This is a genomic window from Streptomyces parvus (assembly GCF_032121415.1).
In the GTDB taxonomy this organism is placed as follows: domain Bacteria; phylum Actinomycetota; class Actinomycetes; order Streptomycetales; family Streptomycetaceae; genus Streptomyces; species Streptomyces globisporus_A.
Genome location: NZ_CP135079.1, coordinates 2,587,260 through 2,610,983 on the forward strand (window position 1 = coordinate 2,587,260; position 23,724 = coordinate 2,610,983).

Genomic DNA, 23,724 nt, shown 5'->3' on the forward strand with positions numbered 1-23,724 from the left:
CGACGACTCCGGCTACCCGGACATCGGTTCCTTCATGACACTCCGTCTGCCGAACCGGTGTACGTGACACCCGTTCAGCCCGCCCGGCACCGCGCCCCCGCGTACGCTTGCGCGGATGAACTCCAGCGACCGCACCCCCGCCGACCTGCTGCGATCCGCGCTCTCCGCGGACCCGGCCCGCCCCCTGGTCACCTTCTACGACGACGCCACCGGAGAACGCGTCGAACTGTCGGTGGCCACCTTCGCCAATTGGGTGGCCAAGACCGCCAATCTGCTCCAGGGCGACCTGGCCGCGGAGCCGGGCGACCGGCTCGCCCTGCTGCTGCCCGCGCACTGGCAGTCCGCGGTCTGGCTGCTCGCCTGTTCCTCCGTCGGGGTCGTCGCCGACGTCCAGGGCGACCCGGCCGCCGCCGACCTCGTCGTGACCGGCCCGGACACCCTGGAGCGGGCGCGGGCCTGCCGGGGTGAGCGTGTCGCCCTGGCTCTGCGTCCGCTGGGTGGCCGGTTCCCGCAGGCGCCCGAGGGGTTCGCGGACTACGCGGTGGAGGTGCCGAGCCAGGGCGACCGCTTCGCGCCCTTCGCCCCGGTGGACGCCGACGCCCCCGCGCTGGCCGTGGGCGGGGCCGAGCTGACGGGCGCGCAGCTCGTCGCCCGGGCCCGCGAGGACGCCGCCGCCCTCGGCCTGGTACCGGGATCCCGGCTGCTCACCGGGCGTACGTACGACACCTGGGAAGGGCTGAGCACCGGGCTCTTCGCGCCCCTGGCGGCGGGCGGGTCCGTGGTGCTGTGCCGCCACGTCGGGCAGCTCGACGCGGACGGACTGGCCAAGCGGGTCGAGAGCGAGCGGGTCACCAACACCGCGGTATGACAAGCGCGCTGAGGTCCACTCGTCCGGCCCACAGCGGGCCGAGTCCTCGGCGAACGACACCGGAGCGGGTAGATGATCGAGCGGTACAGACCACTCTCCTTGTCGTGCACAACCAAGCGCGAGTTTCAGCCGTCTACTCCTGCGACCGGCGGCCCCTCGCGCCGCCGAACGTGAAGGATGGACGCAGACGTGACCGACAGTGCTGGCCCGCCGTCCGACCCGGACCGCCCGGCCGAGGACAAGCCGCAGGACAGGTCGCGGGAAGAGTCCGGGCAGCCCGAGGGCGAGGCCCCTGAGGGCGCGACTTCCGAGGACGCGACTTCCGGGGGCCCCGCTTCCCAGGGCGCGGCTTCCGAGAGCCCCGCCCCCGCGGCGGACGCCGACGGTGTGCGGACCTGGGCCGATCAGCCCAAGGACGGCATCGTCGCCGCCCGCAGGAGCCACTGGCTGCGCTGGACCGCGCTCGCCGCCTCGTTCCTCGTGCTGGTCGCCGCGGGGGTCGGCTGGTGGATGTACAAGAAGCTCGACGGGAACATCACCACCGACACGAGCGCCGCCGCCGAACTCAAGGCGTACGAGAAGGAGCGGCCGACCCCGGTCGTCATGGACGCTCAGAACATCCTGCTCATCGGGTCCGACAGCCGGGCCGGGGACAACCGGAAGTACGGGCGGGACGACGGTGGCAGCCAGCGCTCCGACACCACGATCCTGCTGCACCTCGCGGCAGACCGGAAGAGCGCGACGGCCGTGTCGATCCCCCGCGACCTGATGGTGGAGATCCCCAGCTGCAGCACCGGGGACGACAGGAAGACGCGGGAGCAGTTCACCCAGTTCAACACGGCGTTCGAGCTCGGCGGCACCGCCTGCACGATCCGGACCGTGGAGCGGATGACCGGCATCCGCGTCGATCACCACATGGTCGTCGACTTCAACGGCTTCAAGGACATGGTCGACGCGGTGGACGGGGTCGAGATCTGCCTGAAGGAGCCGATCGACGACAAGGACGCGCACCTGGAGCTCCCGGCGGGCCGGCAGAAGCTGGACGGCGAACAGGCCCTCGGATACGTACGGGCGCGCAAATCCCTCGGCAACGGCAGCGACACCGAACGCATGGAGCGCCAGCAGCAGTTCCTCGGCGCTCTCGTCAACAAGATGCAGAGCAACGGCGTCCTGCTGAACCCGACGCGGCTCTACCCGGTGCTGGACGCGGCCACCAAGTCGCTGACCACCGACCCGGGGCTGGACTCGCTGCGCGATCTGTACGACCTGGTGCGCGGGATGCGGAACGTACCCACCGAGCAGGTGCAGTTCCTGACCGTGCCCCGGCAGCCGTACCGTAACAACCCCAACCGGGACGAACTCGTCGAACCGGACGCGGGGGACCTGTTCAAGCAACTCCGCGAGGACAAGCCCGTCGCCGTGGTCCCGGCCGATGAAGTCGAAGAGGCGGAACGGGAGCGGGAAAGCGGACAGGACGGAAAGCCGGACGACGCCGGGTCCGAAAGCCCCACGCCGACACCCACCTATTCGGGTTCGAGCGCGGCGGACGACCTGTGCAAGCAGTAAAGCAATTGCCAAGACACAGAACATAATCGGCGCGGAATGGGAAGTATGCCCGGTTGTAAGGGGGGTGGAATGTGTCACGCACGTCGCTCGACCTGGAATCGGCCGGATAGTGTGACGCGATCCGGTGCTTCCGGCCGTCAGGTCGTGCACTGCTGGAGCGAAGGAACGAGCGCCCTGCCGGGGGAGGGCGCCTCGCGTGGCACCGACGGAGGACGCAGGCAACCGTGGACGCGCACAGTCGTGGACGGGCGGACGATATCGACCCCGCCGACCAGTGGGTACTCAACCCGCACACCGGTAATTACGAATTGCGACTGGATCACTCCGCTGGGGAGTCGAGTAGCTCCGCGCGTACGGCGACTGCCGAGGAAACCGGCCGCCGGGGGGAGTCCCGGACCGGTTCGTCCCGCGAGGGTTCCGGACGCCGCGGGGCCGCCGCGGACGGGGCGCGCCGCGAGGTGCCGGGCCAGCGCAGCCGCCGCAGCTCCCAGGGGGCCCGTGGGACCGCCGAGCCCCCCACGCCCGGCCGGCGGAAGCGCAAGCCGCAGAAGTCGCGCAAGAAGAAGGCGCTGCTGTGGACGGGCGGCGTGATGGCCTTCGTCGTGGTGGGCACCTCGGTCGGCGCGTACGTCCTGTACCAGAAGTTCAACGGGAACATCGACTCCATCGACGTGGGTGACGCCGGCAGCAAGAACGTCGTCACCGACGGCCCGATGAACATCCTGGTCATCGGCACCGACAAGCGCACCGGCAAGGGCAACGAGGGGTACGGCGACAAGGGCAGCACGGGCCACGCCGACACCAACATCCTGTTCCACGTCTCGGAGGACCGGACCAACGCGACGGCGATGAGCATCCCGCGCGACCTGGTGACCGACATCCCCGAGTGCGAGGCGAAGAAGTCGGACGGCACCTCCGCCGTCATCCCCGGTACCCCGAACGAGCGCTTCAACACCAGCCTCGGCCAGAACGGCCGTGACCCCGGCTGCACCATGAAGACGGTCGAGAACATCACCGGCCTCAAGCCGGACCACTTCATGATGGTCGACTTCAACGCGGTCAAGGAGCTGACCACCGCGGTCGGCGGCGTCGAGGTCTGCATGTCGAAGCCGGTCGACGACCCGAAGTCGCATCTGGTGCTGCCGCAGGGCAAGTCCAAGGTGCAGGGCGAGAAGGCGCTGGCCCTGCTGCGGACGCGCGACAGCTTCGGCAACCGGAGCGACCTCGACCGGATCAAGGTGCAGCAGCAGTTCCTCGGCTCGATGATCCGCGAGATGAAGTCGAGCGACACCCTGACCAACCCCAAGAAGCTGTACAAGCTGGCCGACGCCGCCACCAACGCTCTGACCGTCGACTCGGCCATCGCCGACGCGAAGAAGCTGATGACGCTCGCCCAGGAGATCTCCAAGGTCGACACCAAGAACATCACCTTCCTCACGATGCCGGTGATAGACAACCCGGCCGAGCCGAAGCCCGTCACCGTGGTCGTGGACCCGGTCAAGGGCGAGCAGCTCTTCGCGATGATGCGCTCCGACACCTCGCTGACCGAGGTGAAGCAGAAGGAGAAGGACGCCAAGGGCAAGCAGGCGGCCCTGCTCAAGGGTCCGAAGGCCGATCCCGCCGACGTACGGGTCGACGTCCTCAACGGTGGCGGGATCCCCGGAGCGGCCGGTTCGACCGTCACCTGGCTCCAGAACGAGCAGGGGGTGCTGAAGTCCACCAACAAGGCCAACGCACCTGAGAAGATCAAGAAGACGACGCTGGAGTACGCGCCCAACCAGGCCGATCAGGCCCGGGCGCTCGCCGAGATGATGGGGCTTCCCGCGACGGCCATGAAGCAGGGCACCGCCGACGCCGAGGGGCTTGAGGCGATGGTGCTCACGCTGGGGGCGGACTTCAAGGGCGCGGGCCAGCTCATCACCGGACCGGCGAAGGCTCCGGAAGGCGTCGAGCAAGCGAGCGCCGACAAGGCGGTATGCGCCAAGTGACATCGGGTCACCGCGCCACAGCGGAAATCTGAACAGCAGGGGGGTCCGGTGGGACGGAGCAGCATGCCCGGGGAGGAGACGCGATCACGCGTCCGCCGCGGCGATCGGCCAGGCGGGGACGGAGGCCGGGGTGAGCGCCGGGACGCGGAGGGCGGTGACGCGCCCGGGAGCGGTGAGCCCGGCCGTCGGGCCGATGGACACCGGCACGGTGCTTCGGCCGACGCCCGGGCGCGCAGCAGCCGCCGCGCGCCCAAGAGCGGCAAGCGGCGCGTCCTGCGCTGGAGCGCCTCCGTGCTCGCCGTGCTCATACTCGGCACCGGTGGCGCCGGTTATCTCTACTACGAGCACCTCAACGGCAACATCAAGAAGGAGGATCTGACCCTCGGCGACAAGCAGATGGCCGATCACAAGGCCAACGCCGCCGGGCAGACCCCGCTCAACATCCTGCTCATCGGTTCCGACGCCCGCGACTCCAAGGCCAACCAGAAGCTGGGCGGCGCGAAGGAGACCTTCGGCGCGACCCCGCTCGCCGATGTGCAGATGCTGCTCCACCTCTCCGCGGACCGCAGCAACCTCTCCGTCATCAGCATGCCGCGCGACACCATGCTGAAGATGCCCAAGTGCACGGCCCCGGACGGCGAGGTGTTCCCGGCCAGCACCCGCGACGTGCAGACCAACCAGAGCCTGGGACGCGGCGGTCCGGGGTGCACGGTGGCCACCTGGTACGAGCTGACCGGCATCCGGATCGACCACTTCATGATGATCGACTTCGCGGGTGTGGTGTCCATGGCCGACGCCATCGGCGGCGTCCCGGTCTGTGTCGACGCCAACATCCGCTCGCGGAACGCCGACGGCAAGGGCTCCGGGCTGGAGCTGGAGAAGGGCACCACGTACATCAAGGGCGAGCAGGCCCTCCAGTGGCTGCGCACCCGGTACGGCTTCGAGGACAACACCGACCTGGGGCGGGCCAAGGCCCAGCACCAGTACATGAACTCGATGGTGCGTCAGCTGCGCAAGGGCACCAAGCTCAGCGACCCCGCGAAGCTGATGAACCTCGCCGAGGCGGCCACCGAGGCGCTGACGGTCGACAAGGGGCTGGACACGGTCAAGAAGCTCTACGACCTGGCCGAGGAGTTCAAGAAGGTCCCGACGAAGCGCATCACGATGTCGACCATGCCGAACGTGTACGGCACCGGGGTCAACAGCGGCCGGGTGTACCCGAAGGCGGGCGACGCCGAGCAGCTGTTCCGGATGGTGCGGGACGACGTGCCGCTGGACGGCAAGGCCTCCAAGCGGAAGAAGCCGGCGGAGCCCAAGGATCCGTCCGCGCCGGTCGGCGAGATCGCCGTCTCCGTACGGAACGGGACCGCGACCGACGGCCTCGGACCGGCGTCGGGACGGGCCGGCGAGGTGGGGGACCAGCTGAAGAACGCGGGCTTCGGGCGGACCAGCATCGACTCGAACAACGTGACCGGGGTGGCGCGCACGGCGATCCTGTATCCGAGTGCGGATCTGGAGGGTGACGCGCAGGCGGTCGCCAAGGCGCTCGGGGTTCCGCTGTCGCAGGTGAAGCGGTCCACCGATGTGTCGGGGATCTCGCTCGCGGTGGGCGCGGACTGGCGTGAGGACGGGGCCTATCCGGTGTCCAAGGGCACGGAGAAGACCCCGGAGTCGGCGGGCGCCCTCAACGGCGAGGAAGAGGCCTGCATGAAGGTCAACCCGAACTACACCTGGTGACCCCGTAGCGGAACGCGCACGCGACGAGGGGCCCCACCGCCGAGCGGTGGGGCCCCTCGTGCGTCATCGGTTCAGACGGTCTCGCTGCTGCCGGTCATCGCCGGGCGGCGGCTCGCGATGACCCGCTTGGCCAGGGACCGGGGGCTGGTGAGGAAGCCGAAGCCCCAGCACATGTGCATCGTCGCCAGCGCCACCGGGATCTGGGCGCGGGCCTTCAGCGAGAGGCCCTTGCCCGCGGGCAGCGATCCGACGACGATCGCGGCGAGGTAACCGCCGGGGACGACCAGCGCCCACGGGGTGACGGTCGCGCCGAGGACCAGGCCCGCCGCGATGGCGACGACGGCGGTCGGCGGGGCCAGGTAGCGCAGGTTGATCGAGCCGGCGTGGTACCGGGCGACGACGTGGCGCCAACGGCCGTAGTCCTTGTACTGCTTGGCCAGCGCCTTCACCGTGGGGCGCGGGCGGTACTGGACCTTCAGCTCGGGCGAGAACCAGATCAGCCCGCCGGCCTCGCGGATGCGGAAGTTCAGCTCCCAGTCCTGGGCGCGGATGAACTCGACGTTGTAGCCGTCCGCCCGCTCCAGGGCCTCGCGGCGGAAGACGCCCAGGTAGACGGTCTCGGCCGGGCCCGCCTGGCCGCCGGTGTGGAAGGCCGCGTTGCCGACGCCGATCTTCGAGGTCATCGCGGCGGCGACGGCGTCCTCCCAGGCGTTCTCGCCCTCGGCGTGCATGATGCCGCCGACGTTCTGCGCGCCGGTCTCCTCCAGGAGGCGGACGGCGGTCGCGATGTAGTTCGGCGAGAGCATGCCGTGGCCGTCGACCCGGACGACGACGGGGTGGCGGGAGGCCTTGATCGCCGCGTTGAGGGCGGCGGGTGTGCGGCCGGTGGGGTTGGGCACCGTGTGGACCCGGGGGTCCTCGGCGACCAGCTCGGCGGCGATCTCGTCCGTCCGGTCGGCGGACGGGCCGAGCGCGATCACGACCTCCATCTCGCCGGGGTACTCCTGCTCCAGGATGTGCCGGACCGAGTTCCTGAGATGGCGTTCCTCGTTGAGCACCGGCATGATCACGGAGACGGCGGGGTACTGCGCGGCAGACATGTGGTCCTCGGGGGGTCCTCGGGGGCGCCGGGGGGTTCCGCGCCGCGGGCGGCGGGCGCCCCGGGAGGCGGCGGTATTCGGCCGCCACGTTACCGCGAATGGGGGACACCGGTGCGCGCCGCCGGGTCGCGGGCCGGGACGGAGATCGTATGGGCCTACCGTGCGATGGTCCCCTTGCACCGCAGAGGTGTCTCCCTTGCACCCCGGAGGTGTCTCCCCCGTGCCCGCACCGCAACGACCGCAGCGCCCCAGCACCACTCCCCCGCGACGCCGTCCGCCGCAGGGCACCCGGCCGGTCCGGCTCCGCAAGCAGGACGAGCGGCCGCGCTGGGGCATGCGGGTGGCCACCGGTCTCTCGGTGCTGGTGCTGGGGGCGGGTGGGATCGGTCACGCCGTGGTGAGCAGCCTGGAGGGCGGGATCGGCCGGGTCGATCCGTTCCAGAACATGAAGAACCGCCCCGAGGGGGGCCACGGCACGAATCTGCTGCTCGTCGGCACGGACGGCCGCGACACGATCACCAAGGCCGAGAAGAAGAAGTACAAGCTCGGCGGCGCGCCCTGCCACTGCACCGACACGATCATGCTGGTCCATCTGTCGGCCGACCGGCAGCGGGCGAGCGTGGTCAGCCTTCCCCGGGACAGTTACGCCGAGATGCCCGCCCACACCGACCGCACCACGGGCAAACACCACGCGAGCCACCCCGTGAAGCTGAACGCCGCGTACGCGGAGGGCGGGCCCGCGCTGACCGTGCGGACCGTCGAGAACATGACCGGGATCAAGGTCGACCACTATCTGGAGGTCGACTTCACCAGCTTCATGAAGACGGTCGACGCGGTGGGCGGGGTGAAGATCTGCACGGCGCGGCCGATGAAGGACTCGTACACCGGGCTGAACCTCCCCGCCGGCACGCATGAGCTGGACGGCGGCCAGGCGCTCCAGTACGTCCGCTCGCGCCATGTGGACCTGGCATCCGACCTGGGCCGGATGGAGCGCCAGCAGAAGTTCATGGCGGCGCTGATCAAGCAGGCGACGAGCAGCGGGGTGCTGCTGAACCCGGTGAAGTTCCAGCAGGTGGCCGGGTCGGTGCTCGGTTCGGTCCGGGCCGACAAGGGCTTCGGTACGGAGCAGATGCTGGCGCTCGGCAAGGCGATGAAGGACTTCGGGCCGGCCTCGTCGGAGTTCGCTTCCGTGCCCGTCGGCAACCCCAGCTTCCCGGTCAAGGGCATCGGCTCGACGGTGCAGTGGGACGCGAAGGAGGCGAAGAAGCTGTTCCGGGCCCTGCGCGAGGACAAGCCGCTGGCCCCGGCGAAGCCGAAGCCGAAGCCCGCGGCGGGACCTCAGCAGCAGTCCGCGAAGCTGGTCGACGTGGCGCCCGGGAAGATCCGCGTCCAGGTCTACAACGGGACCCCGAAGGACGGCCTCGGCCGGACCGTGGACGCGGCGCTGCGCGCGACGGGGTTCACCACCACCGAGGCCCCGCTCAACGGGGAGGTGCGGGAGCTGGAGCGGACGCTCGTGGAGTACGACCCGCGCTGGGACCGGTCGGCGAAGTCCTTGGCCACGGCGCTGCCCGGCAGCGAACTGAAGGCGGTGACGGGCCAGGGCCCGCAGATGAAGGTGACGGTGGGCTCGGACTTCACGAAGGTGCAGCGGGTGAAGTCGGAGACCCGTCAGACGGGCCGGTTCGGCACGGTGACGGGCGACGAGGTGGTGTGCCCGTAGGGACCGGGGGCGTGCTTGCGGGGCCGTGACCGTACGGGGCGGTGGGTCCGTAAGGCCGTGACCGTACGGGAGGCGGCTCAGTCGTCGATGCCCTCGGCGGCGCGCTTCTCGCGCAGTTCCTTGATCGCACGGCGGCGGGCGAGCCGGTGGGTGCGCCGGATCTGCGCCTCCTGGTAGCGCCGGTTGTCGCGCTCCGTCTCGGGGATCACCGGCGGTACGCGGCGCGGCTTGCCGTCCCCGTCGACGGCGGCGAAGACCAGGTAGGCGCTGCCGACCTGCTGGGCGGGGGTGGACTCGTTCCAGCGTTCGGCCATGACCCGGACGCCGACCTCCATGGAGGACCGGCCCGTCCAGTTGACCTGGGCCTTCACATGGACGAGGTCCCCGACGCGGACCGGCTCCAGGAAGACCATCTCGTCCATCGACGCGGTCACGGCGGGCCCACCGGAGTGCCGTCCGGCCACCGCGCCCGCGGCGTCGTCGACCAGTTTCATGATCACGCCACCGTGCACCGTGCCGAGGAGGTTGGTGTCGCTGCCGGTCATGATGTGGCTGAGGGTGGTCCGGGACGCCGCGGTCGGCTTGCCCGGAATCTCACTCTCTGAGTGGTTGGCCGGATCTGTTACGCCAGTGGCCTGATCTGTCATACCGCCCACCTTATGCGGGGTCCGCGATCCCGCAGAATGCATCAGGTTCGCAACAGCCCTGGTGCGATTTCCCTTACACCCTGTAATAGCCGTGGGCCGGGACGGCACACTGTTCGGATGAACGATTGGCCCGATCGACGGACCGGCGACCGCAGCGAACACTACGGGCGGGGCAGTGCCGGCCCCCAGCCCGAGGGCGCGCGGGCGATGCCGCACATCCAGCGCCGCCCGGCCCAGCCCCGTACCCCGCAGCGGCCTCAGGTGCCGCCGCAGAGCCAGGGGTACGACGACCGCTACCAGGACGGCGGCTACGGCAGCAGCCCCGAGCCCGGATACGACAGCGGCTACAACACGGGCCAGGTCTACGGATCGGGGGGCGGCGGCTCCGACGGCCGGGGCGGCGGTGGCCGGCGCGGCGGCGGTGACGGGGGTTACGTCCAGGGCCGCCCGGCCCCGGACTGGCGCCGCCGGATCAAGCTCGGCGCGCTGACCCTGGTGGTCGTGGTGCTCGCGGTCTCGATCTCGACGTATTTCTGGGCCGACTCGAAGCTGAAGCGCGAGGTGGACCTCTCCAAGGTCATCGAGCGGCCGGAGTCCGGGGAGGGCACGAACTACCTGATCGTCGGGTCCGACAGCCGCGAGGGTATGTCGGCCGAGGAGAAGAAGCGGCTGCGCACCGGTTCCGCCGAGGGCAAGCGCACCGACTCGATGATGATCCTGCACGACGGCTCCAACGGCCCGACGCTGATCTCGCTGCCGCGCGACTCCAACGTGGAGATCCCGTCCTTCAAGGGGTCCGAGTCCGGGAAGACGTTCCAGGGCACCGGCCGGCAGGTGAAGCTGAACGCCGCCTACGCCGAGGACGGCCCCGAACTCCTCGTCCGTACGGTCGAGTTCAACACCGGCCTGCACATCGACCACTACGTCGAGATCGGCTTCGGCGGCTTCGCGAAGATCGTGGACGCGATCGGCGGGGTCGAGATGGACATCCCGAAGGCGTTCAAGGACAAGAAGTCGGGGGCCGACTTCCAGGCGGGCAAGCAGACGCTGAACGGCGAGCAGTCCCTCGCCTTCGTCCGCACGCGGTACGCGTTCGCGGGCAGTGACCTGGACCGTACGAAGAACCAGCAGAAGTTCCTCGCGGCGCTGGCGAGCCAGACGGCGACCCCGTCCACGATCCTCAACCCGTTCAAGCTGTACCCGACGATGGGTGCGGGCCTGGACACGCTGATCGTGGACAAGGACATGTCGCTCTGGGCGCTGGGCAACATGTTCTTCGCGATGAAGGGCGTCACGGGCGGCGACGGTACGTCGCTGAACATGCCGATCTCGGGCAGCGTCGGCGGCAACCTCGTCTGGGACAAGGCCAAGGTGAAGCAGCTGGTGCAGCAGCTCAACAACGACGAGAAGGTCACGGTCAAGGGCAACTGAGGCCGTGGATCCAGCCGTTGAGGGCGCCGGGCTTTTGCCGCCCGGCGCCCTTTCGTCGTCCGTGGACGCCCTGACGCGCTACGTGCCGTAGGTGATGCGAAAGGGCCGGGTGGGCACCCGCACGGTGTTCTGCAACCAGCCGGGGGCGGTGCCCGTGGCGCCCGTGGTGGGCCCTGCGCCCGCGCCCGCCCTCGTACGGGAACACATCCGCGTACCGGCTCCGGCACCGGTGCCGGAACCCACGGCCGTGCCGGTGCGCACCGCCGTACCGGAGCCCACCGCCGTGCCGGTGGCCTTCCCCGTGCAGGAGCCCATCCGCGCACCCGAGCCCACCTCCGTACCGGAAGCACCGCACAGCCCGGTCCGCTTACCGTCGCGGGCCGCACCCAAGCAGCCACGTCGGCCGCTCCCCCACCGCCACGCGCTCACCCCGGAGCTGCGGCAGGCCTCCTCCGCGTTCCTCGCCGATCTGCGGCGTCACGCGGAAGAGCTGGTGCTCTCGGAGCAGGACGTCGAGGAGCTGGTCCCCGGGGTGGCCGCCTGGCTCGAACGCGACGCGACCACCGACGCGATCCGGCACGCCCTCACGGCCGACCTCCCGAAGCCGCTGAAGCACCCGGCGAGGCTCCTCAAGCACCGCCTCACGGCCCTCCTGCCGCCCCCGCTTCCCCGCATCCGTGACCTCGCGCCACCACTCCGTGCGCCGGTCACTCCGTTCCAGACCTGCGACGGCTGCGAACGGGCCTTCCGCTCCCCCCACCCGGGCCACTGCCGCGACTGCCGGGCCCAGCACCGGGAGGCGGCCTGGCAGGCAGGGCGCGGTCAGTCGGCGCAGCCGTACCGCTCGGCGAGCCGGGTGGCCGCTTCGCGCATCACGGTCGCGCTGTTGCGCGTCGCGGTGTTCACAGCCGTCGCGCCGGTCACCGCGTTCATCGCCGTCACGGCGCGATCCCCTTCGGTTCGAGTTCGGCGAAGTCCTCGTGGAGGGCGTCGAGATGGCGGCCGGTCGGTGCGCCCGCCGCGTTCAGCTCCGCCAGCCGCCAGCCGGGCAGTTGCGCCTCGACCTCGGCGGGGAGCGAGCCGTCCGCCGGGTCCGCCAGGGCGTACAGCACCCCGAACGCGGTCTCCCTGGCGACCTCGCGGGCCAGCGCGCCGAGGTCCTCGGGGGTGAGCCCGGCCGCGAGGGCGCGTTCGACGGCGTCGGCCGCCGCCCCGTCGGCGCGGTAGGCGTCCACCCACTGCCGGGCGGCCGTGCCCCAGGCGTCGACGTCCTGCCACACCGTCCGCAGGAGCCGGTAGCGGGCGAGCTGCGGCAGCCCTTCCTCGGCCTCGGACTCGGCCCAGTCCCGGGCGTCGGCGTCCGCCCCCAGGGCGCTGAAGAGGGCGGTCAGCCTGTCGAGTTCGGTCATGGGGAGGGAGGCTACCGGCCCGTGGGCGGGGTGCCGTCCGGCGGTTCGAAGGCGCGCGAGCGATGAGTTCCCGCCCGGCACGCGGTCAGTGCATCCGTAAGAGTGAGAAGCACGCCGGGCGCCGAACGAGGCCCGCCCCGACACACCCAGGAGACCTGATGCGCACCCTGATCAGCACCGCCTTCGTTTCGCTCGACGGTGTCATGGAGGCCCCGGGCGGCGAGCCCGGCTACCGGAACTCGGGGTGGACGTTCAAGGACATCGAGTTCCTGCCGGAGGCGTACGAGCTCAAGGCCCGGGAGCAGGACGAGGCCGCGGCCCTGATGATGGGCCGGGCCAGTTACGAGGCGTTCAGTCCGGTGTGGCCGGGCATGGAGGAGTTCACCGGGTACAAGGCGATGCCGAAGTACGTCGTCTCCACCAAGCTGACCGCCGGCGACCTGGTGTCCGACTGGGGCGAGACCACGATCCTGCGGTCGCTGGACGAGGTCGCCGCGCTGAAGGAGACCGAGGGCGGCCCGATCATCGTGCACGGCAGCACCGAGCTGAACCGGAACCTCGCCGACGCCGACCTGATCGACCGGTACCACCTGCTGGTCTTCCCGGTCCTGCTCGGCGCGGGCAAGCGCCTGTTCAGCACGGCGGACAAGGACCAGCAGAAGCTGAAGCTGGTCGAGCACGAGGTGTACGCGAACGGCATCCAGAAGAACGTCTTCGAGGTCGTCCGCTGACGAGCCGGTCCGGTCGGCCGGCGCGCGCCTCACCGGCCGACGCGCACCCCTCGTGGGACGACCCGCGCCACCTGGCCGGGCACGACGCCCGCGGTGTCGACCACCCGAGCCTCCCGGCGGAGCCACGGCAGGGCCCGCTCGTAGTCGGTCGGACGGTCCGGGCGCCACTGCCCGCCTACAAGGGGACCAGCGTGGAGGCCGACGACGCGACGGCCCCCGGCGGAGCCGCCGGGGGCCGTACAAGGGGCGCTGCGCGGAAGGCCGTTACGGCAGGTTGCGCGCCATCACGATGCGCTGGACCTGGTTCGTGCCCTCGTAGATCTGCGTGATCTTGGCGTCGCGCATCATGCGCTCCACCGGGTAGTCCCGCGTGTAGCCGTAGCCGCCGAGCAGCTGGACGGCGTCCGTGGTGACCTCCATCGCGACGTCCGAGGCGAAGCACTTGGCCGCCGCGCCCTGGAAGGTCAGGTCCGCGTCGCCGCGCTCCGACTTGGCGGCGGCCGCGTACGTGAGCTGGCGGGCCGCCTCGATCTTCATCGCCATGTCCGCGAGCATGAACTGGATGCCCTGGAAGTCCGCGATCGGCTTGCCGAACTGCTTGCGCTCCTGGACGTACCCCTTGGCGTAGTCCAGCGCGCCCTGGGCGATGCCGAGGGCCTGGGCCGCGATGGTGATGCGGGTGTGGTCCAGGGTCTTCATCGCGGTGGCGAAGCCCGTGCCCTCCTCGCCGATCATGCGGTCCGCGGGGATACGGACGTTGTCGAGGTAGACCTCGCGGGTCGGGGAGCCCTTGATGCCGAGCTTCTTCTCCGGGGCGCCGAAGGAGACACCCTCGTCGGACTTCTCGACGACGAACGCCGAGATGCCCTTGGAGCGCTTGGCCGGGTCGGTGACCGCCATGACCGTGTAGTACTCGGAGACGCCCGCGTTGGTGATCCAGCGCTTCACGCCGTTGAGCACCCAGAAGTCGCCGTCGCGCACGGCCTTCGTCTTCATGCCCGCCGCGTCGGAGCCGGCGTCCGGCTCGGAGAGGGCGTACGAGAACATCGCGTCGCCCTGGGCGAGCGGGCCCAGGTACTTGGCCTTCAGCTCCTCGGAGCCGGAGAGGATCACCGGGAGCGAGCCGAGCTTGTTCACGGCCGGGATCAGGGAGGAGGAGGCGCAGACGCGGGCCACCTCCTCGATCACGATGACCGTGGCGAGCGCGTCGGCACCGGCCCCGCCGTACTCCTCCGGGACGTGGACGGCGTGCAGGTCCGACGAGACCAGGGCGTCCAGCGCCTCCTGCGGGAAGCGGCTCTCCTCGTCGACCGCGGCGGCGAAGGGGGCGATCTTCGACTCGGCGAGCGCGCGGATCGTCTCGCGGAGCATGTCGTGCTCCTCGGCCGGACGGTACAGGTCGAAATCGGTCGAACCCGCCAAGACGCTCACTCCCCAGATGCTAACTACCGTTAAGTAACTCAATTTTAGTGCGCGGACCGCCCGGCGGCATACGTGTCGCGTACGTGAGCTTGCCGACAAGGGTGGGACACGGCGGAGATACCGGGCGGATGGAGCGGTGAATTCCTGCCTCGGGGTCCCCGACTATGCTCGGTCCGCACGTCCGTCCGCACCTCCCAGGAGCACTCCATGGCCCTCAGGATCACTGTGATCGGCACCGGCTATCTCGGCGCCACCCATGCCGCGGCCATGGCCGAGCTGGGCTTCGAGGTCCTGGGGCTCGACATCGTGCCGGAGAAGATCGAGCTGCTCTCGACCGGCCGCGTACCGATGTACGAGCCGGGGCTGGAGGAGATGCTCCAGCGGCACGTCGCCGGGATCGAGGGGTCCAGTGGGCGGCTGCGCTTCACCACCTCCTGGGAGGAGGTCGCGGAGTTCGGCGACGTCCACTTCGTCTGTGTGAACACTCCGCAGAAGCACGGCGAGTACGCCTGCGACATGAGCCATGTGGACAGCGCCTTCGACGCGCTCGCCCCGCATCTGACCCGGCCCGCCCTGGTCGTCGGCAAGTCGACCGTTCCCGTGGGCTCCGCCGCCCGTCTCGCGGACCGGCTCGCCGAGCTGGCTCCGGTGGGCCCCGGGGCCGAGCTGGCCTGGAACCCGGAGTTCCTCCGCGAGGGCTTCGCCGTGCAGGACACCCTCCACCCCGACCGGATCGTCGTCGGCGTCACGAGCGAGAACGCCGAGAAGGTGCTCCGCGAGGTGTACGCCGTGCCGGTCGCCGAGGGCTCGCCGTTCGTCGTGACCGACTTCCCGACCGCCGAACTGGTGAAGACCTCCGCCAACTCCTTCCTCGCCACCAAGATCTCCTTCATCAACGCCATGGCCGAGGTCTGCGAGGCCGCCGACGGTGACGTCGTGAAGCTCGCCGAGGCCATCGGGCACGACGACCGGATCGGGAAGAAGTTCCTGCGGGCCGGGATCGGCTTCGGCGGCGGCTGCCTGCCCAAGGACATCCGCGCTTTCATGGCCCGCGCCGGCGAGCTGGGCGCCGACCAGGCGCTCACCTTCCTCCGCGAGGTCGACTCCATCAACATGCGCCGCCGCGGCCACATGGTGGAGCTGGCCCGCGAGGCGGCGGGCGGCGGCTCGTTCCTCGGCACACGGGTGGCGGTCCTGGGCGCCACGTTCAAGCCCGACTCCGACGACGTACGCGACTCCCCCGCGCTCAACGTCGCCGGGCAGATCCACCTCCAGGGCGGCCAGGTGACCGTGTTCGACCCGAAGGGGATGGACAACGCCCGGCGGCTGTTCCCGACCCTCGGTTACGCGGACTCGGCGTTGGAGGCCGTGCGCGGCGCGGACGTGGTGCTGCACCTCACGGAGTGGCGCGAGTTCCGCGAGCTGGACCCGGCCGAGCTGGGCGAGGTGGCCGCCCGCCGGATCATCCTGGACGGGCGCAACGCCCTGGACAGCGCGGTGTGGCGCGAGGCCGGGTGGACGTACCGGGCGATGGGCCGCCCGAAGGCCTAGGGCGCCTTTGGCTTCGCCCCGCCTGCAGCGGACAGGCTGAGCCCATGGACGACTCGCACGACTGGATCACCACCCCGCTCACCGACGGCCTTCTGCGCGGCGCGCTCGAACTGGAGCGCACCGAGCGCGGTGGTCTCCTCCCCCACCGGCTGCCCGCTCCGGCCCGCGCCCGGTCCGGCGGCGACGAGCAGGTGGCGCAGGCGGAGTCGCAGCCCTCGGGTGTGCGCGTGATCTTCCGTACCCGGGCCACCGCCGTGGAGCTGGACGTCCTGCGCACGGTGATCGGCCACCGGGGCCTCCCGCCCCTCCCGAACGGCGCGTACGACCTGTACATCGACGGCGAGCCGGCCGGCCGGGCCTCGGCGAGCGGCGGCAACGTGCTGATGGTCGACCTGTCCGACGGGGCGCGGGAGCTGTTCCCCGGCAGCCCCGGGGCCGTATCCTTCACCGGGCTGCCCGCGCGGGAGAAGACCGTCGAGATCTGGCTCCCGTACACCGAGACCACCGAGCTGCTCGGGCTGCGCACCGACGCTCCGGTCGAGGCCCAGGAGCCGGGCGGCCGGCCGGTCTGGCTGCACCACGGCAGTTCCATCAGCCAGGGGTCCTCGGCCGACAGCTCCGCCACCGCCTGGCCCGCCCTGGCGGCCGCGGCGGGAGGCGTGGAGCTGGTCAACCTCTCGCTGGCGGGCAGCGCGCTCCTCGATCCGTTCACCGCGTGCGCGCTGCGGGACACCCCCGCCGACCTGATCAGCGTCAAGATCGGCATCAATCTCGTCAACCGCGACGCGATGGAGCTGAGCGACTTCGGACCGGCCGTGCACAGGTTCCTCGACACCATCCGCGACGGGCATCCCACCGCGCCGCTGCTCGTCGTCTCGCCCATCCTCTGCCCCGGGCAGGAGGACACCCCGGGGCCCGCCGCCCCGGACGTCTCCGAGGGGCGGGTGGGGTTCACGGCGCTGGGAGACCCGGCCGACGCGGCTCGCGGCAAGCTGACGCTGCGCGTCGTACGGCGGGAGCTGGCCCGGATCGTGGCGGAGCGGGCGGCGTCGGACCCCCACCTCTTCCACCTGGACGGCCTCACCCTGTACGGCGAGGCCGACCACGCCGAGCTGCCGCTGCCCGACCGGCTGCACCCGGACGCCGCCGCCCACCGTCGCATGGGCGAGCGCTTCGGGGCGTTCGCCTTCGGTCCGGGGGGACCGTTCGCGGGGGCGGAGCGCATCTGAAGCCGCTCAGGCGTCGATCACCCGGGACCCACGCACTCGGGCTGCCGCTGACGGCAGGCCCGGGGGTGCCTGGCCGGTATCGGCCGGGCGCGTGCGGCGATTCAGTTGCCGATGCCGGAGCTGCCCACGCCGGTGTTGCCGATGCCGGAGCTGCCGAGGCCCGAGTTGCCGTGGCCGTGGCTGCCGATGCCCGTGTTGCCGATTCCGGCGTTGCCCCAGCCCCAGTTGCCGAGGCCGGCGTTGCCGATGCCACCGTTGAAGCCGCCCGCGTTGCCCAGGCCCATGTTCTCGATGCCCGCGTTGCCGACGCCCTTGTTCCCGATGCCCGCGTTGCCCACACCGTCGGCGGCGGCCACACCCGCGCCGCCGATGGACAGTACGGCCGCGGCACCGAGCGCGGTCGTGATGCGGAGAAGATTCGTGCGCATCGTTGCGTACCTCCTGTTGGGGGGAATTCCTGCCCGCTATCCCTAACACGAGGTTGCGTCGGATATGGGGATGATTGCCCGAATCTTCCGTGTCGTCAGAGAGCTTGCACGGGTCAGCGCGTCCGCTGCCCGTCCAGCTCGGCGATCGTGGCGTGCGACGGGCCGCGCCCGCTCTGCTCGTCGCGGGCCACGGCCTCCGCGTCGCGCAGCACCCGTACGGCGTTCTGCCAGGTCAGCTTGGCGAGGTCGCCCTCGGACCAGTTACGTCGCAGCAGCTCGGCGATGAGGTTCGGGTAGCCGGAGACGTCCTCCAGGCCGCGCGGGGTGAACGCCGTGCCGTCGTAGTCGCCGCCGATGCCGATGTGGTCGACGCCCGCCACCGCGCGCATGTGGTCGAGGTGGTCCGCGATGGTGGCGACGGTGGCCTCGGGGCGCGGGTGGGCCGCCTCGAAGTCCTCGTGGATCCGCATCGCGACCGGGGTGGTGTCGAGGTGGTGCAGGCCGTGCTCGCGCATGTTGCGGTCGGCGGCCAGGGTCCAGGCGACGGCCTCGGGCAGCACGAACTTCGGGACGAAGGTCGCCATCGCGACGCCCCCGTTGGCCGGGAGGGCCGCCAGCACATCGTCGGGGATGTTGCGCGGGTGGTCGCAGACGGCGCGGGCCGAGGAGTGCGAGAAGATCACCGGCGCGGTGCTGGTGGCGAGCGCGTCGCGCATGACGCCGTCGGCGACGTGGCTGAGGTCGACCAGCATGCCGATGCGGTTCATCTCGCGGACGACCTCGTGGCCGAAGGCGGAGAGGCCGCCGAGGCGCGGCAGGTCCGTCGCGCTGTCGGCCCAGTCGATGTTGTCGTTGTGGGTGAGCGTCAGGTAACGGACGCCCAGGTCGTACAGGGCGCGCAGGGTGCCCAGCGAGTTGTTGATGGAGTGGCCGCCCTCGGCGCCCATCAGGGAGGCGATCCGGCCCTCGGCGCGGGCCTTCTCCAGGTCGTCGGCGGTGAGCGCCCGCCGCAGATGCGTCGGGTAGCGGGCGATCAGCTCGCCGACGACGTCGATCTGCTCCAGGGTGGCGCTCACGGCCGCGTCGCCGGTGAGGTCGGTGCGGACGTACACCGACCAGAACTGGCCGCCGACCCCGCCGGCCCGCAGCCGGCGCAGGTCGGTGTGGAGCAGGCCGCGCTGGTCGGCGGCGATGTCCCGGGCGTCGAGGTCGTAGCCGACCTGTTCGCGCAGGGCCCAGGGGAGGTCGTTGTGGCCGTCGACGACGGGGTGGACGGCCAGCAGCTCGCGGGCGCGGGCGAGGTGGTCCATGAGGCCCCCTTACTTTCCGAAGCCGAAGAAGTCCGAACCCTGGACCTTGGAGCGCAGTCGCTTGCCCTTCTCCGTGGCCTGGTCGTTCAGCTCCTGCTGGAACTCCCGCATCCGCTCCTGGAGCGCGGGGTCCTGCGTGGCGAGGATCCGGGCGGCGAGCAGACCCGCGTTGCGCGCTCCGCCGACGGAGACGGTGGCGACGGGGACACCCGCGGGCATCTGGACGATGGAGAGCAGGCTGTCCATGCCGTCCAGGTACTTCAGCGGCACCGGAACGCCGATGACCGGCAGCGGGGTGACCGAGGCCAGCATCCCGGGCAGGTGGGCGGCTCCGCCCGCGCCCGCGATGACCGCCTTCACGCCACGGCCCGCGGCCTCCTCGCCGTACGCGATCATCTCGCGCGGCATCCGGTGGGCGGAGACGACGTCGACCTCGTAGGGGATCTCGAACTCGTCGAGCGCCTTGGCCGCCGCCTCCATGACGGGCCAGTCGGAGTCCGAGCCCATCACGATGCCGACCAGAGGGGCGGTGCCGGGGGAAGTCATTCGGTGATCGTTCCTCGCAGGTAGTCGGCCGCGTGCCGGGCGCGCTCCCGCACGTCCGCCAGATCGTCGCCGTAGGTGTTGACGTGTCCGACCTTGCGGCCGGGCTTCACGTCCTTGCCGTACATGTGGATCTTGAGCTGCGGGTCGCGGGCCATGCAGTGCAGGTACGCCTGGTACATGTCCGGGAAGTCACCGCCCAGGACGTTGCACATGACCGTCCAGGGCGCGCGGGGGCGGGGGTCGCCGAGCGGGAGGTCGAGGACCGCCCGGACGTGGTTGGCGAACTGCGAGGTGATCGCGCCGTCCTGGGTCCAGTGGCCGGAGTTGTGCGGGCGCATCGCCAGCTCGTTGACCAGAATGCGGCCGTCGCGGGTCTCGAACAGCTCCACCGCGAGGTGGCCGACGACGCCCAGCTCGGCGGCGATGCGCAGCGCGAGCTGCTGGGCCTCGCCCGCCAGCTCCTCGGAGAGGCCCGGGGCGGGGGCGATCACCGTGTCGCAGACGCCGTCGACCTGGATGGACTCGACGACCGGGTAGGCGACGGCCTGGCCGTGCGGCGAGCGGACGATGTTGGCCGCCAGCTCCCGTACGAAGTCGACCTTCTCCTCCGCGAGGACCGGGACCCCGGCGCGGAACGCGTCGGCGGCGTCCGCCTCGGAGCGGACCACCCACACCCCCTTGCCGTCGTACCCGCCGCGCACGGTCTTGAGGATGACGGGGAAGCCCCCGGCCTCCTCGGCGAACGCGGCGGCGTCCGCCGGGTCGCTCACGATGCGGTTACGGGGGCAGGGGGCGCCGATCTCCGCGAGCCTGGCGCGCATCACCCCCTTGTCCTGGGCGTGCACCAGGGCGTCGGGGCCGGGGCGCACGGGGATGCCGTCCGCCTCCAGGGCGCGCAGATGCTCGGTCGGCACATGCTCGTGATCGAAGGTGATCACGTCGCAGCCCTGCGCGAAGGCGCGCAGGGTGTCCAGGTCGCGATAGTCGCCGATGACGACCTCGCTCACCACCTGGGCCGCCGAGTCCTGGGGGGTGTCACTGAGCAGCTTGAATTTCAGGCCGAGGGGGATACCCGCCTCGTGGGTCATGCGGGCGAGCTGACCGCCGCCGACCATGCCGACTACCGGGAACGTCACGCCTCCAGGGTATCCGCCACGCCGGTGGTTCCCGGACGGCCGTACGGATGGCCGTACGGCCGCCGCCACCGCGGACTCACGGGCGTCACACGGGTGGGCTGGATAGCATGGCCGGGTTGACGGAACCGTCGACGCCATCGAACGGACGGACTTGCGATCACCATGAGCGAACGGGGCGCACTGCGGGCCCGGCTTGATCTGCTGGCCCGGGAGGTCGCCAAGTTCGGCGCGGTCGGTGCGGTGGGCCTGCTGGTCAACATCGCCGTCTTCAACCTGCTCCGGCACACCACCGACCTCCAGGTCGTCCGGGCGAGCGTGCTGGCCACCTTCGTCGCCATCCTCTGCAACTACGTGGGCTTCCGCTACTGGACCTACCGGGACCGCGACAAGACCGGCCGGACCCGCGAGCTGACGCTCTTCCTGCTGTTCAGCGCGGCGGGCGCGGTGATCGAGAACGGTGTTCTGTACCTGGCGACCTACGGTTTCGACTGGAACGGCCCGGTCCAGAGCAACGTCTCCAAGATCCTGGGCATCGGGCTCGCGACCCTCTTCCGCTTCTGGTCCTACCGGACGTGGGTCTTCAAGGCCCTCCCCGCCGAGCCCCCTCCCGCCGAGGAGGCCGCACGCCCTGCGGAGCGGTTTCTGGAACAGCGGCGGCCGACGGAGACCGTAGAGCCCGACCCCGTACGGAACTGACCCGCCGCGTTGGTCGTTGTTCAGCGCACCGGGCGCTCAGGAGTCCTGCGGTCGACCGGGACGCGGCTGAGGAAGAGCGCGAAGACCGCCGGGTGCTGCTGGAGCAGCTCCAGCCGCCCGCCGTCCGCCTCCGCGAGGTCGCGGGCGACGGCCAGTCCGATGCCGGTGGAGTTGCGGCCGCTGATGGCCCGCTCGAAGATCCGCGCCCCCAGTTCGGCGGGGACGCCGGGGCCCTCGTCGGTGACCTCGACGACCACCTGGTTGCCGGCGACCCGGGTGCGCAGGGCGACGGTGCCGCCGCCGTGCATGAGGGAGTTCTCGATCAGCGCCGCCAGGACCTGGGCGACCGCGCCCGGGGTGCCCACGGCCCGCAGCCCGTGCTTGCCGGAGCAGACGAGGGCCCGGCCCGTGGAGCGGTAGGCGGGGCGCCACTCCTCGATCTGCTGTTTGATGACCTCGTCGAGGTCGAAGACGACGGCGGAGCCGGTGCGCGGGTCGCGGGAGTTCGTCAGGAGCCGTTCGACGACGTCGGTGAGGCGCTCGACCTGGGTGAGGGCGATGTTCGCCTCCTCCTTGACCGTCTCGGGGTCGTCGGTGACCGAGATCTCCTCGATCCGCATGGAGAGCGCGGTCAGCGGAGTCCGCAGCTGGTGCGAGGCGTCCGCGGCCAGCCGTCGCTCGGCGGTCAGCATCCGGGCGATCCGCTCGGCCGAGGAGTCCAGGACGTCGGCGACCCGGTCCAGCTCGGGCACCCCGTACCGCTTGTGGCGCGGGCGGGGGTCCCCGGAGCCGAGGCGTTCGGCGGTCTCGGCCAGGTCGGTGAGCGGGGAGGCCAGCCGGTTGGCCTGGCGTACGGCGAGCAGCACGGCCGAGATGATCGCCAGCAGCGCCACCGCGCCGATGATCAGGAGGGTGCGCCCGACCTCGCGGGTGACGGACGAGCGGGACTCCTCGACGGTGACCCTCTCGCCCCCCTCTCCGGTCTCGGTGGCGCGCAGGACACTGCCGGTGGGACGTTCGCCGACGGAGATGGGGGCACGGCCGGGGATCTCGATCAGCGCGTACCGCTGGGGATCGATCTGCTCGCCCAGCACCCCCGGGTTGATCCGTTCGTCGCCCAGCAGCCGGCTCTCGACGACGCTGATCAGCCGGAGCGCCTCGGACTCGACGCTCTCCTGGGCGCTGGCGCTGATGGTGCGGGTCTCCACGATCACCAGCGAGACGCCGAAGACGGCGATGACGACGAGCACCACGGCGAGCGTGGAGTTGATCAGCCGGCGGCGCATGCCCGCCGCCTCATGGGGCCGTCGGGACGGTTCTCAGGACGCATGGGAGCTTCGTACGTCAGCTCTTCTCGAACCGGAAGCCGACGCCCCGGACGGTGGCGATGTAGCGCGGATTGGCGGCGTCGTCGCCGAGCTTCTTGCGCAGCCAGGAGATGTGCATGTCGAGGGTCTTGGTGGAGGACCACCAGGTGGTGTCCCAGACCTCGCGCATCAGCTGGTCGCGGGTGACGACCCGGCCGGCGTCCCGGACGAGGACCCGCAGCAGGTCGAACTCCTTGGCGGTGAGCTGGAGTTCCTCCTCGCCCATCCAGGCGCGGTGCGACTCGACGTCGATCCTGACGCCGTGGGTGGCGGGCTGCGGCACGGGCTCGGAGGCGCCGCGGCGCAGCAGGGCGCGGACCCGGGCGAGCAGTTCGGCGAGCCGGAACGGCTTGGTGACGTAGTCGTCGGCGCCCGCGTCCAGGCCGACGACCGTGTCGACCTCGTCCGCGCGGGCCGTCAGCACCAGGATCGGGATGGTGTGGCCGCCGGCCCGGAGCCTGCGGGCGACTTCGAGACCGTCCATCCCGGGCAGCCCCAGGTCGAGGACGACCAGGTCGATACCGCCCTGGAGTCCGGCGTCGAGCGCGGTCGGACCGTCCTGGCGGACCTCGACCTCGTAACCCTCCCGACGCAGTGCGCGGGCCAGTGGCTCCGAGATGGATGCGTCGTCCTCGGCGAGCAGTACACGGGTCATGGACTGATGGTAGTCCGGCCCGGGGCCCCGAAGTGAGGCCCACGACCTCACCTGCGGGTCAGCGCCACAAATAGATGTGGACCTTTGAATATGGGAGCCTGGTTCCACCAGGGCCTGTGATCCATCTCTCAAGTCCTTCCATATCCCGCCGTGTCGTGTCGTATGGTGTCCCGACGCCTGTTGC

The 23,724-nt window shown here is 70.9% G+C and carries 20 protein-coding genes and 1 pseudogene; 11 read left to right on the plus strand and 10 right to left on the minus strand.

The window, feature by feature from the left end:
- The first annotated feature begins 115 nt into the window (after positions 1–115).
- From RNL97_RS12475 to RNL97_RS12490, 4 genes are all read left to right on the plus strand, one after another.
- Complete coding sequence (locus RNL97_RS12475) at positions 116–868, plus strand: TIGR03089 family protein (protein ID WP_030589313.1); 753 nt, start codon at positions 116–118, stop codon at positions 866–868.
- A gap of 177 nt (positions 869–1,045) precedes the next feature.
- Positions 1,046–2,434 (plus strand): LCP family protein, encoded by a 1,389-nt coding sequence (locus RNL97_RS12480; RefSeq protein WP_243314168.1) that lies wholly within the window; start codon positions 1,046–1,048, stop codon positions 2,432–2,434.
- Between the two features lie 224 nt (positions 2,435–2,658).
- Positions 2,659–4,422, plus strand: coding sequence for an LCP family protein (locus RNL97_RS12485; RefSeq protein WP_374115121.1), 1,764 nt, complete (start codon positions 2,659–2,661; stop codon positions 4,420–4,422).
- A 291-nt stretch (positions 4,423–4,713) separates the two neighbouring features.
- Entirely contained in the window at positions 4,714–6,159 is a 1,446-nt protein-coding gene (locus RNL97_RS12490) for an LCP family protein (protein ID WP_106978452.1), read from the plus strand.
- Positions 6,160–6,230: 71 nt separating this feature from the next.
- On the opposite strand, the gene RNL97_RS12495 is transcribed toward RNL97_RS12490, so the two are convergent.
- Positions 6,231–7,259 carry a glycosyltransferase family 2 protein gene (locus RNL97_RS12495; RefSeq protein ID WP_030589302.1) on the minus strand — a complete coding sequence of 343 codons (1,029 nt, stop codon included), beginning with the start codon at positions 7,257–7,259 and terminating at the stop codon, positions 6,231–6,233.
- A 220-nt stretch (positions 7,260–7,479) separates the two neighbouring features.
- Here RNL97_RS12495 and RNL97_RS12500 point away from each other — a divergent pair, with 220 nt between their 5' ends.
- Positions 7,480–8,982, plus strand: coding sequence for an LCP family protein (locus RNL97_RS12500; protein WP_441350721.1), 1,503 nt, complete (start codon positions 7,480–7,482; stop codon positions 8,980–8,982).
- A 77-nt stretch (positions 8,983–9,059) separates the two neighbouring features.
- Here the strand turns inward: RNL97_RS12500 and RNL97_RS12505 are convergent, their stop codons facing one another.
- Positions 9,060–9,629: an acyl-CoA thioesterase gene (locus RNL97_RS12505; protein WP_243314170.1), complete on the minus strand. Its 570-nt coding sequence runs from the start codon at positions 9,627–9,629 to the stop codon at positions 9,060–9,062.
- 117 nt (positions 9,630–9,746) lie between these two features.
- Here RNL97_RS12505 and RNL97_RS12510 point away from each other — a divergent pair, with 117 nt between their 5' ends.
- Positions 9,747–11,060, plus strand: coding sequence for an LCP family protein (locus RNL97_RS12510; RefSeq protein ID WP_078652129.1), 1,314 nt, complete (start codon positions 9,747–9,749; stop codon positions 11,058–11,060).
- Between the two features lie 94 nt (positions 11,061–11,154).
- Positions 11,155–11,865 (plus strand): annotated as a pseudogene (locus RNL97_RS33100) (hypothetical protein); the annotation flags it as partial.
- 133 nt (positions 11,866–11,998) lie between these two features.
- Here the strand turns inward: RNL97_RS33100 and RNL97_RS12520 are convergent.
- A complete protein-coding gene (locus RNL97_RS12520) occupies positions 11,999–12,469 on the minus strand; it encodes a hypothetical protein (protein ID WP_030589293.1) in 471 nt (156 codons plus the stop codon).
- Positions 12,470–12,627: 158 nt separating this feature from the next.
- On the opposite strand from RNL97_RS12520, the gene RNL97_RS12525 reads away from it, so the two are divergent.
- Positions 12,628–13,200, plus strand: a complete 573-nt coding sequence (locus RNL97_RS12525; RefSeq protein WP_243314171.1) for a dihydrofolate reductase family protein — start codon at positions 12,628–12,630, stop codon at positions 13,198–13,200.
- 264 nt (positions 13,201–13,464) lie between these two features.
- Here RNL97_RS12525 and RNL97_RS12530 read toward each other — a convergent pair whose 3' ends face one another.
- On the minus strand, positions 13,465–14,622 hold the full coding sequence (locus tag RNL97_RS12530; RefSeq protein ID WP_030589288.1) for an acyl-CoA dehydrogenase: 1,158 nt from the start codon (positions 14,620–14,622) through the stop codon (positions 13,465–13,467).
- A gap of 207 nt (positions 14,623–14,829) precedes the next feature.
- Here RNL97_RS12530 and RNL97_RS12535 point away from each other — a divergent pair, with 207 nt between their 5' ends.
- Positions 14,830–16,173, plus strand: a complete 1,344-nt coding sequence (locus RNL97_RS12535) for a UDP-glucose dehydrogenase family protein (RefSeq protein ID WP_030589285.1) — start codon at positions 14,830–14,832, stop codon at positions 16,171–16,173.
- Positions 16,174–16,217: 44 nt separating this feature from the next.
- On the plus strand, positions 16,218–17,402 hold the full coding sequence (locus RNL97_RS12540; protein ID WP_030589282.1) for a GDSL-type esterase/lipase family protein: 1,185 nt from the start codon (positions 16,218–16,220) through the stop codon (positions 17,400–17,402).
- Between the two features lie 101 nt (positions 17,403–17,503).
- Here the strand turns inward: RNL97_RS12540 and RNL97_RS12545 are convergent, their stop codons facing one another.
- The 4 genes from RNL97_RS12545 to RNL97_RS12560 all read right to left on the minus strand — a co-directional run bounded on the left by RNL97_RS12545 (position 17,504) and on the right by RNL97_RS12560 (position 20,960).
- Entirely contained in the window at positions 17,504–17,830 is a 327-nt protein-coding gene (locus RNL97_RS12545) for a pentapeptide repeat-containing protein (protein ID WP_030589279.1), read from the minus strand.
- Between the two features lie 113 nt (positions 17,831–17,943).
- The gene (locus RNL97_RS12550) at positions 17,944–19,140 is read right to left on the minus strand and encodes a dipeptidase (protein WP_243314172.1); all 1,197 of its coding nucleotides are present in this window, start codon (positions 19,138–19,140) and stop codon (positions 17,944–17,946) included.
- Between the two features lie 9 nt (positions 19,141–19,149).
- Positions 19,150–19,686 (minus strand): 5-(carboxyamino)imidazole ribonucleotide mutase, encoded by a 537-nt coding sequence (gene purE / locus RNL97_RS12555; protein WP_030589271.1) that lies wholly within the window; start codon positions 19,684–19,686, stop codon positions 19,150–19,152.
- On the minus strand, positions 19,683–20,960 hold the full coding sequence (locus RNL97_RS12560) for a 5-(carboxyamino)imidazole ribonucleotide synthase (protein ID WP_374115122.1): 1,278 nt from the start codon (positions 20,958–20,960) through the stop codon (positions 19,683–19,685). The genes purE and RNL97_RS12560 overlap by 4 nt, the downstream gene beginning before the upstream one ends.
- A gap of 24 nt (positions 20,961–20,984) precedes the next feature.
- On the opposite strand from RNL97_RS12560, the gene RNL97_RS12565 reads away from it, so the two are divergent.
- Positions 20,985–21,518 carry a GtrA family protein gene (locus RNL97_RS12565; RefSeq protein WP_030589265.1) on the plus strand — a complete coding sequence of 178 codons (534 nt, stop codon included), beginning with the start codon at positions 20,985–20,987 and terminating at the stop codon, positions 21,516–21,518.
- A 20-nt stretch (positions 21,519–21,538) separates the two neighbouring features.
- Here RNL97_RS12565 and RNL97_RS12570 read toward each other — a convergent pair whose 3' ends face one another.
- Together RNL97_RS12570 and RNL97_RS12575 are read right to left on the minus strand one after the other, a co-directional pair.
- Positions 21,539–22,804 carry an ATP-binding protein gene (locus RNL97_RS12570; RefSeq protein WP_030589262.1) on the minus strand — a complete coding sequence of 422 codons (1,266 nt, stop codon included), beginning with the start codon at positions 22,802–22,804 and terminating at the stop codon, positions 21,539–21,541.
- 58 nt (positions 22,805–22,862) lie between these two features.
- Positions 22,863–23,540: a response regulator transcription factor gene (locus tag RNL97_RS12575; protein ID WP_007450117.1), complete on the minus strand. Its 678-nt coding sequence runs from the start codon at positions 23,538–23,540 to the stop codon at positions 22,863–22,865.
- Between the last annotated feature and the right edge of the window lie 184 nt (positions 23,541–23,724).

Excerpts from the sequence above, each read along its gene's own strand:
- RNL97_RS12475 (WP_030589313.1), top strand. The coding sequence starts at position 116 with ATGAACTCCAGCGACCGCACCCCCGCCGACCTGCTGCGATCCGCGCTC.
- RNL97_RS12480 (WP_243314168.1), top strand. The coding sequence starts at position 1,046 with ATGGACGCAGACGTGACCGACAGTGCTGGCCCGCCGTCCGACCCGGAC.
- RNL97_RS12495 (WP_030589302.1), bottom strand. The coding sequence starts at position 7,259 with ATGTCTGCCGCGCAGTACCCCGCCGTCTCCGTGATCATGCCGGTGCTC.
- RNL97_RS12505 (WP_243314170.1), bottom strand. The coding sequence starts at position 9,629 with ATGACAGATCAGGCCACTGGCGTAACAGATCCGGCCAACCACTCAGAG.
- RNL97_RS12510 (WP_078652129.1), top strand. The coding sequence starts at position 9,747 with ATGAACGATTGGCCCGATCGACGGACCGGCGACCGCAGCGAACACTAC.
- RNL97_RS12520 (WP_030589293.1), bottom strand. The coding sequence starts at position 12,469 with ATGACCGAACTCGACAGGCTGACCGCCCTCTTCAGCGCCCTGGGGGCG.
- RNL97_RS12525 (WP_243314171.1), top strand. The coding sequence starts at position 12,628 with ATGCGCACCCTGATCAGCACCGCCTTCGTTTCGCTCGACGGTGTCATG.
- RNL97_RS12535 (WP_030589285.1), top strand. The coding sequence starts at position 14,830 with ATGGCCCTCAGGATCACTGTGATCGGCACCGGCTATCTCGGCGCCACC.
- RNL97_RS12540 (WP_030589282.1), top strand. The coding sequence starts at position 16,218 with ATGGACGACTCGCACGACTGGATCACCACCCCGCTCACCGACGGCCTT.
- RNL97_RS12545 (WP_030589279.1), bottom strand. The coding sequence starts at position 17,830 with ATGCGCACGAATCTTCTCCGCATCACGACCGCGCTCGGTGCCGCGGCC.
- RNL97_RS12550 (WP_243314172.1), bottom strand. The coding sequence starts at position 19,140 with ATGGACCACCTCGCCCGCGCCCGCGAGCTGCTGGCCGTCCACCCCGTC.
- purE (WP_030589271.1), bottom strand. The coding sequence starts at position 19,686 with ATGACTTCCCCCGGCACCGCCCCTCTGGTCGGCATCGTGATGGGCTCG.
- RNL97_RS12560 (WP_374115122.1), bottom strand. The coding sequence starts at position 20,960 with ATGGCGTCGACGGTTCCGTCAACCCGGCCATGCTATCCAGCCCACCCG.
- RNL97_RS12565 (WP_030589265.1), top strand. The coding sequence starts at position 20,985 with ATGAGCGAACGGGGCGCACTGCGGGCCCGGCTTGATCTGCTGGCCCGG.
- RNL97_RS12570 (WP_030589262.1), bottom strand. The coding sequence starts at position 22,804 with ATGCGCCGCCGGCTGATCAACTCCACGCTCGCCGTGGTGCTCGTCGTC.
- RNL97_RS12575 (WP_007450117.1), bottom strand. The coding sequence starts at position 23,540 with ATGACCCGTGTACTGCTCGCCGAGGACGACGCATCCATCTCGGAGCCA.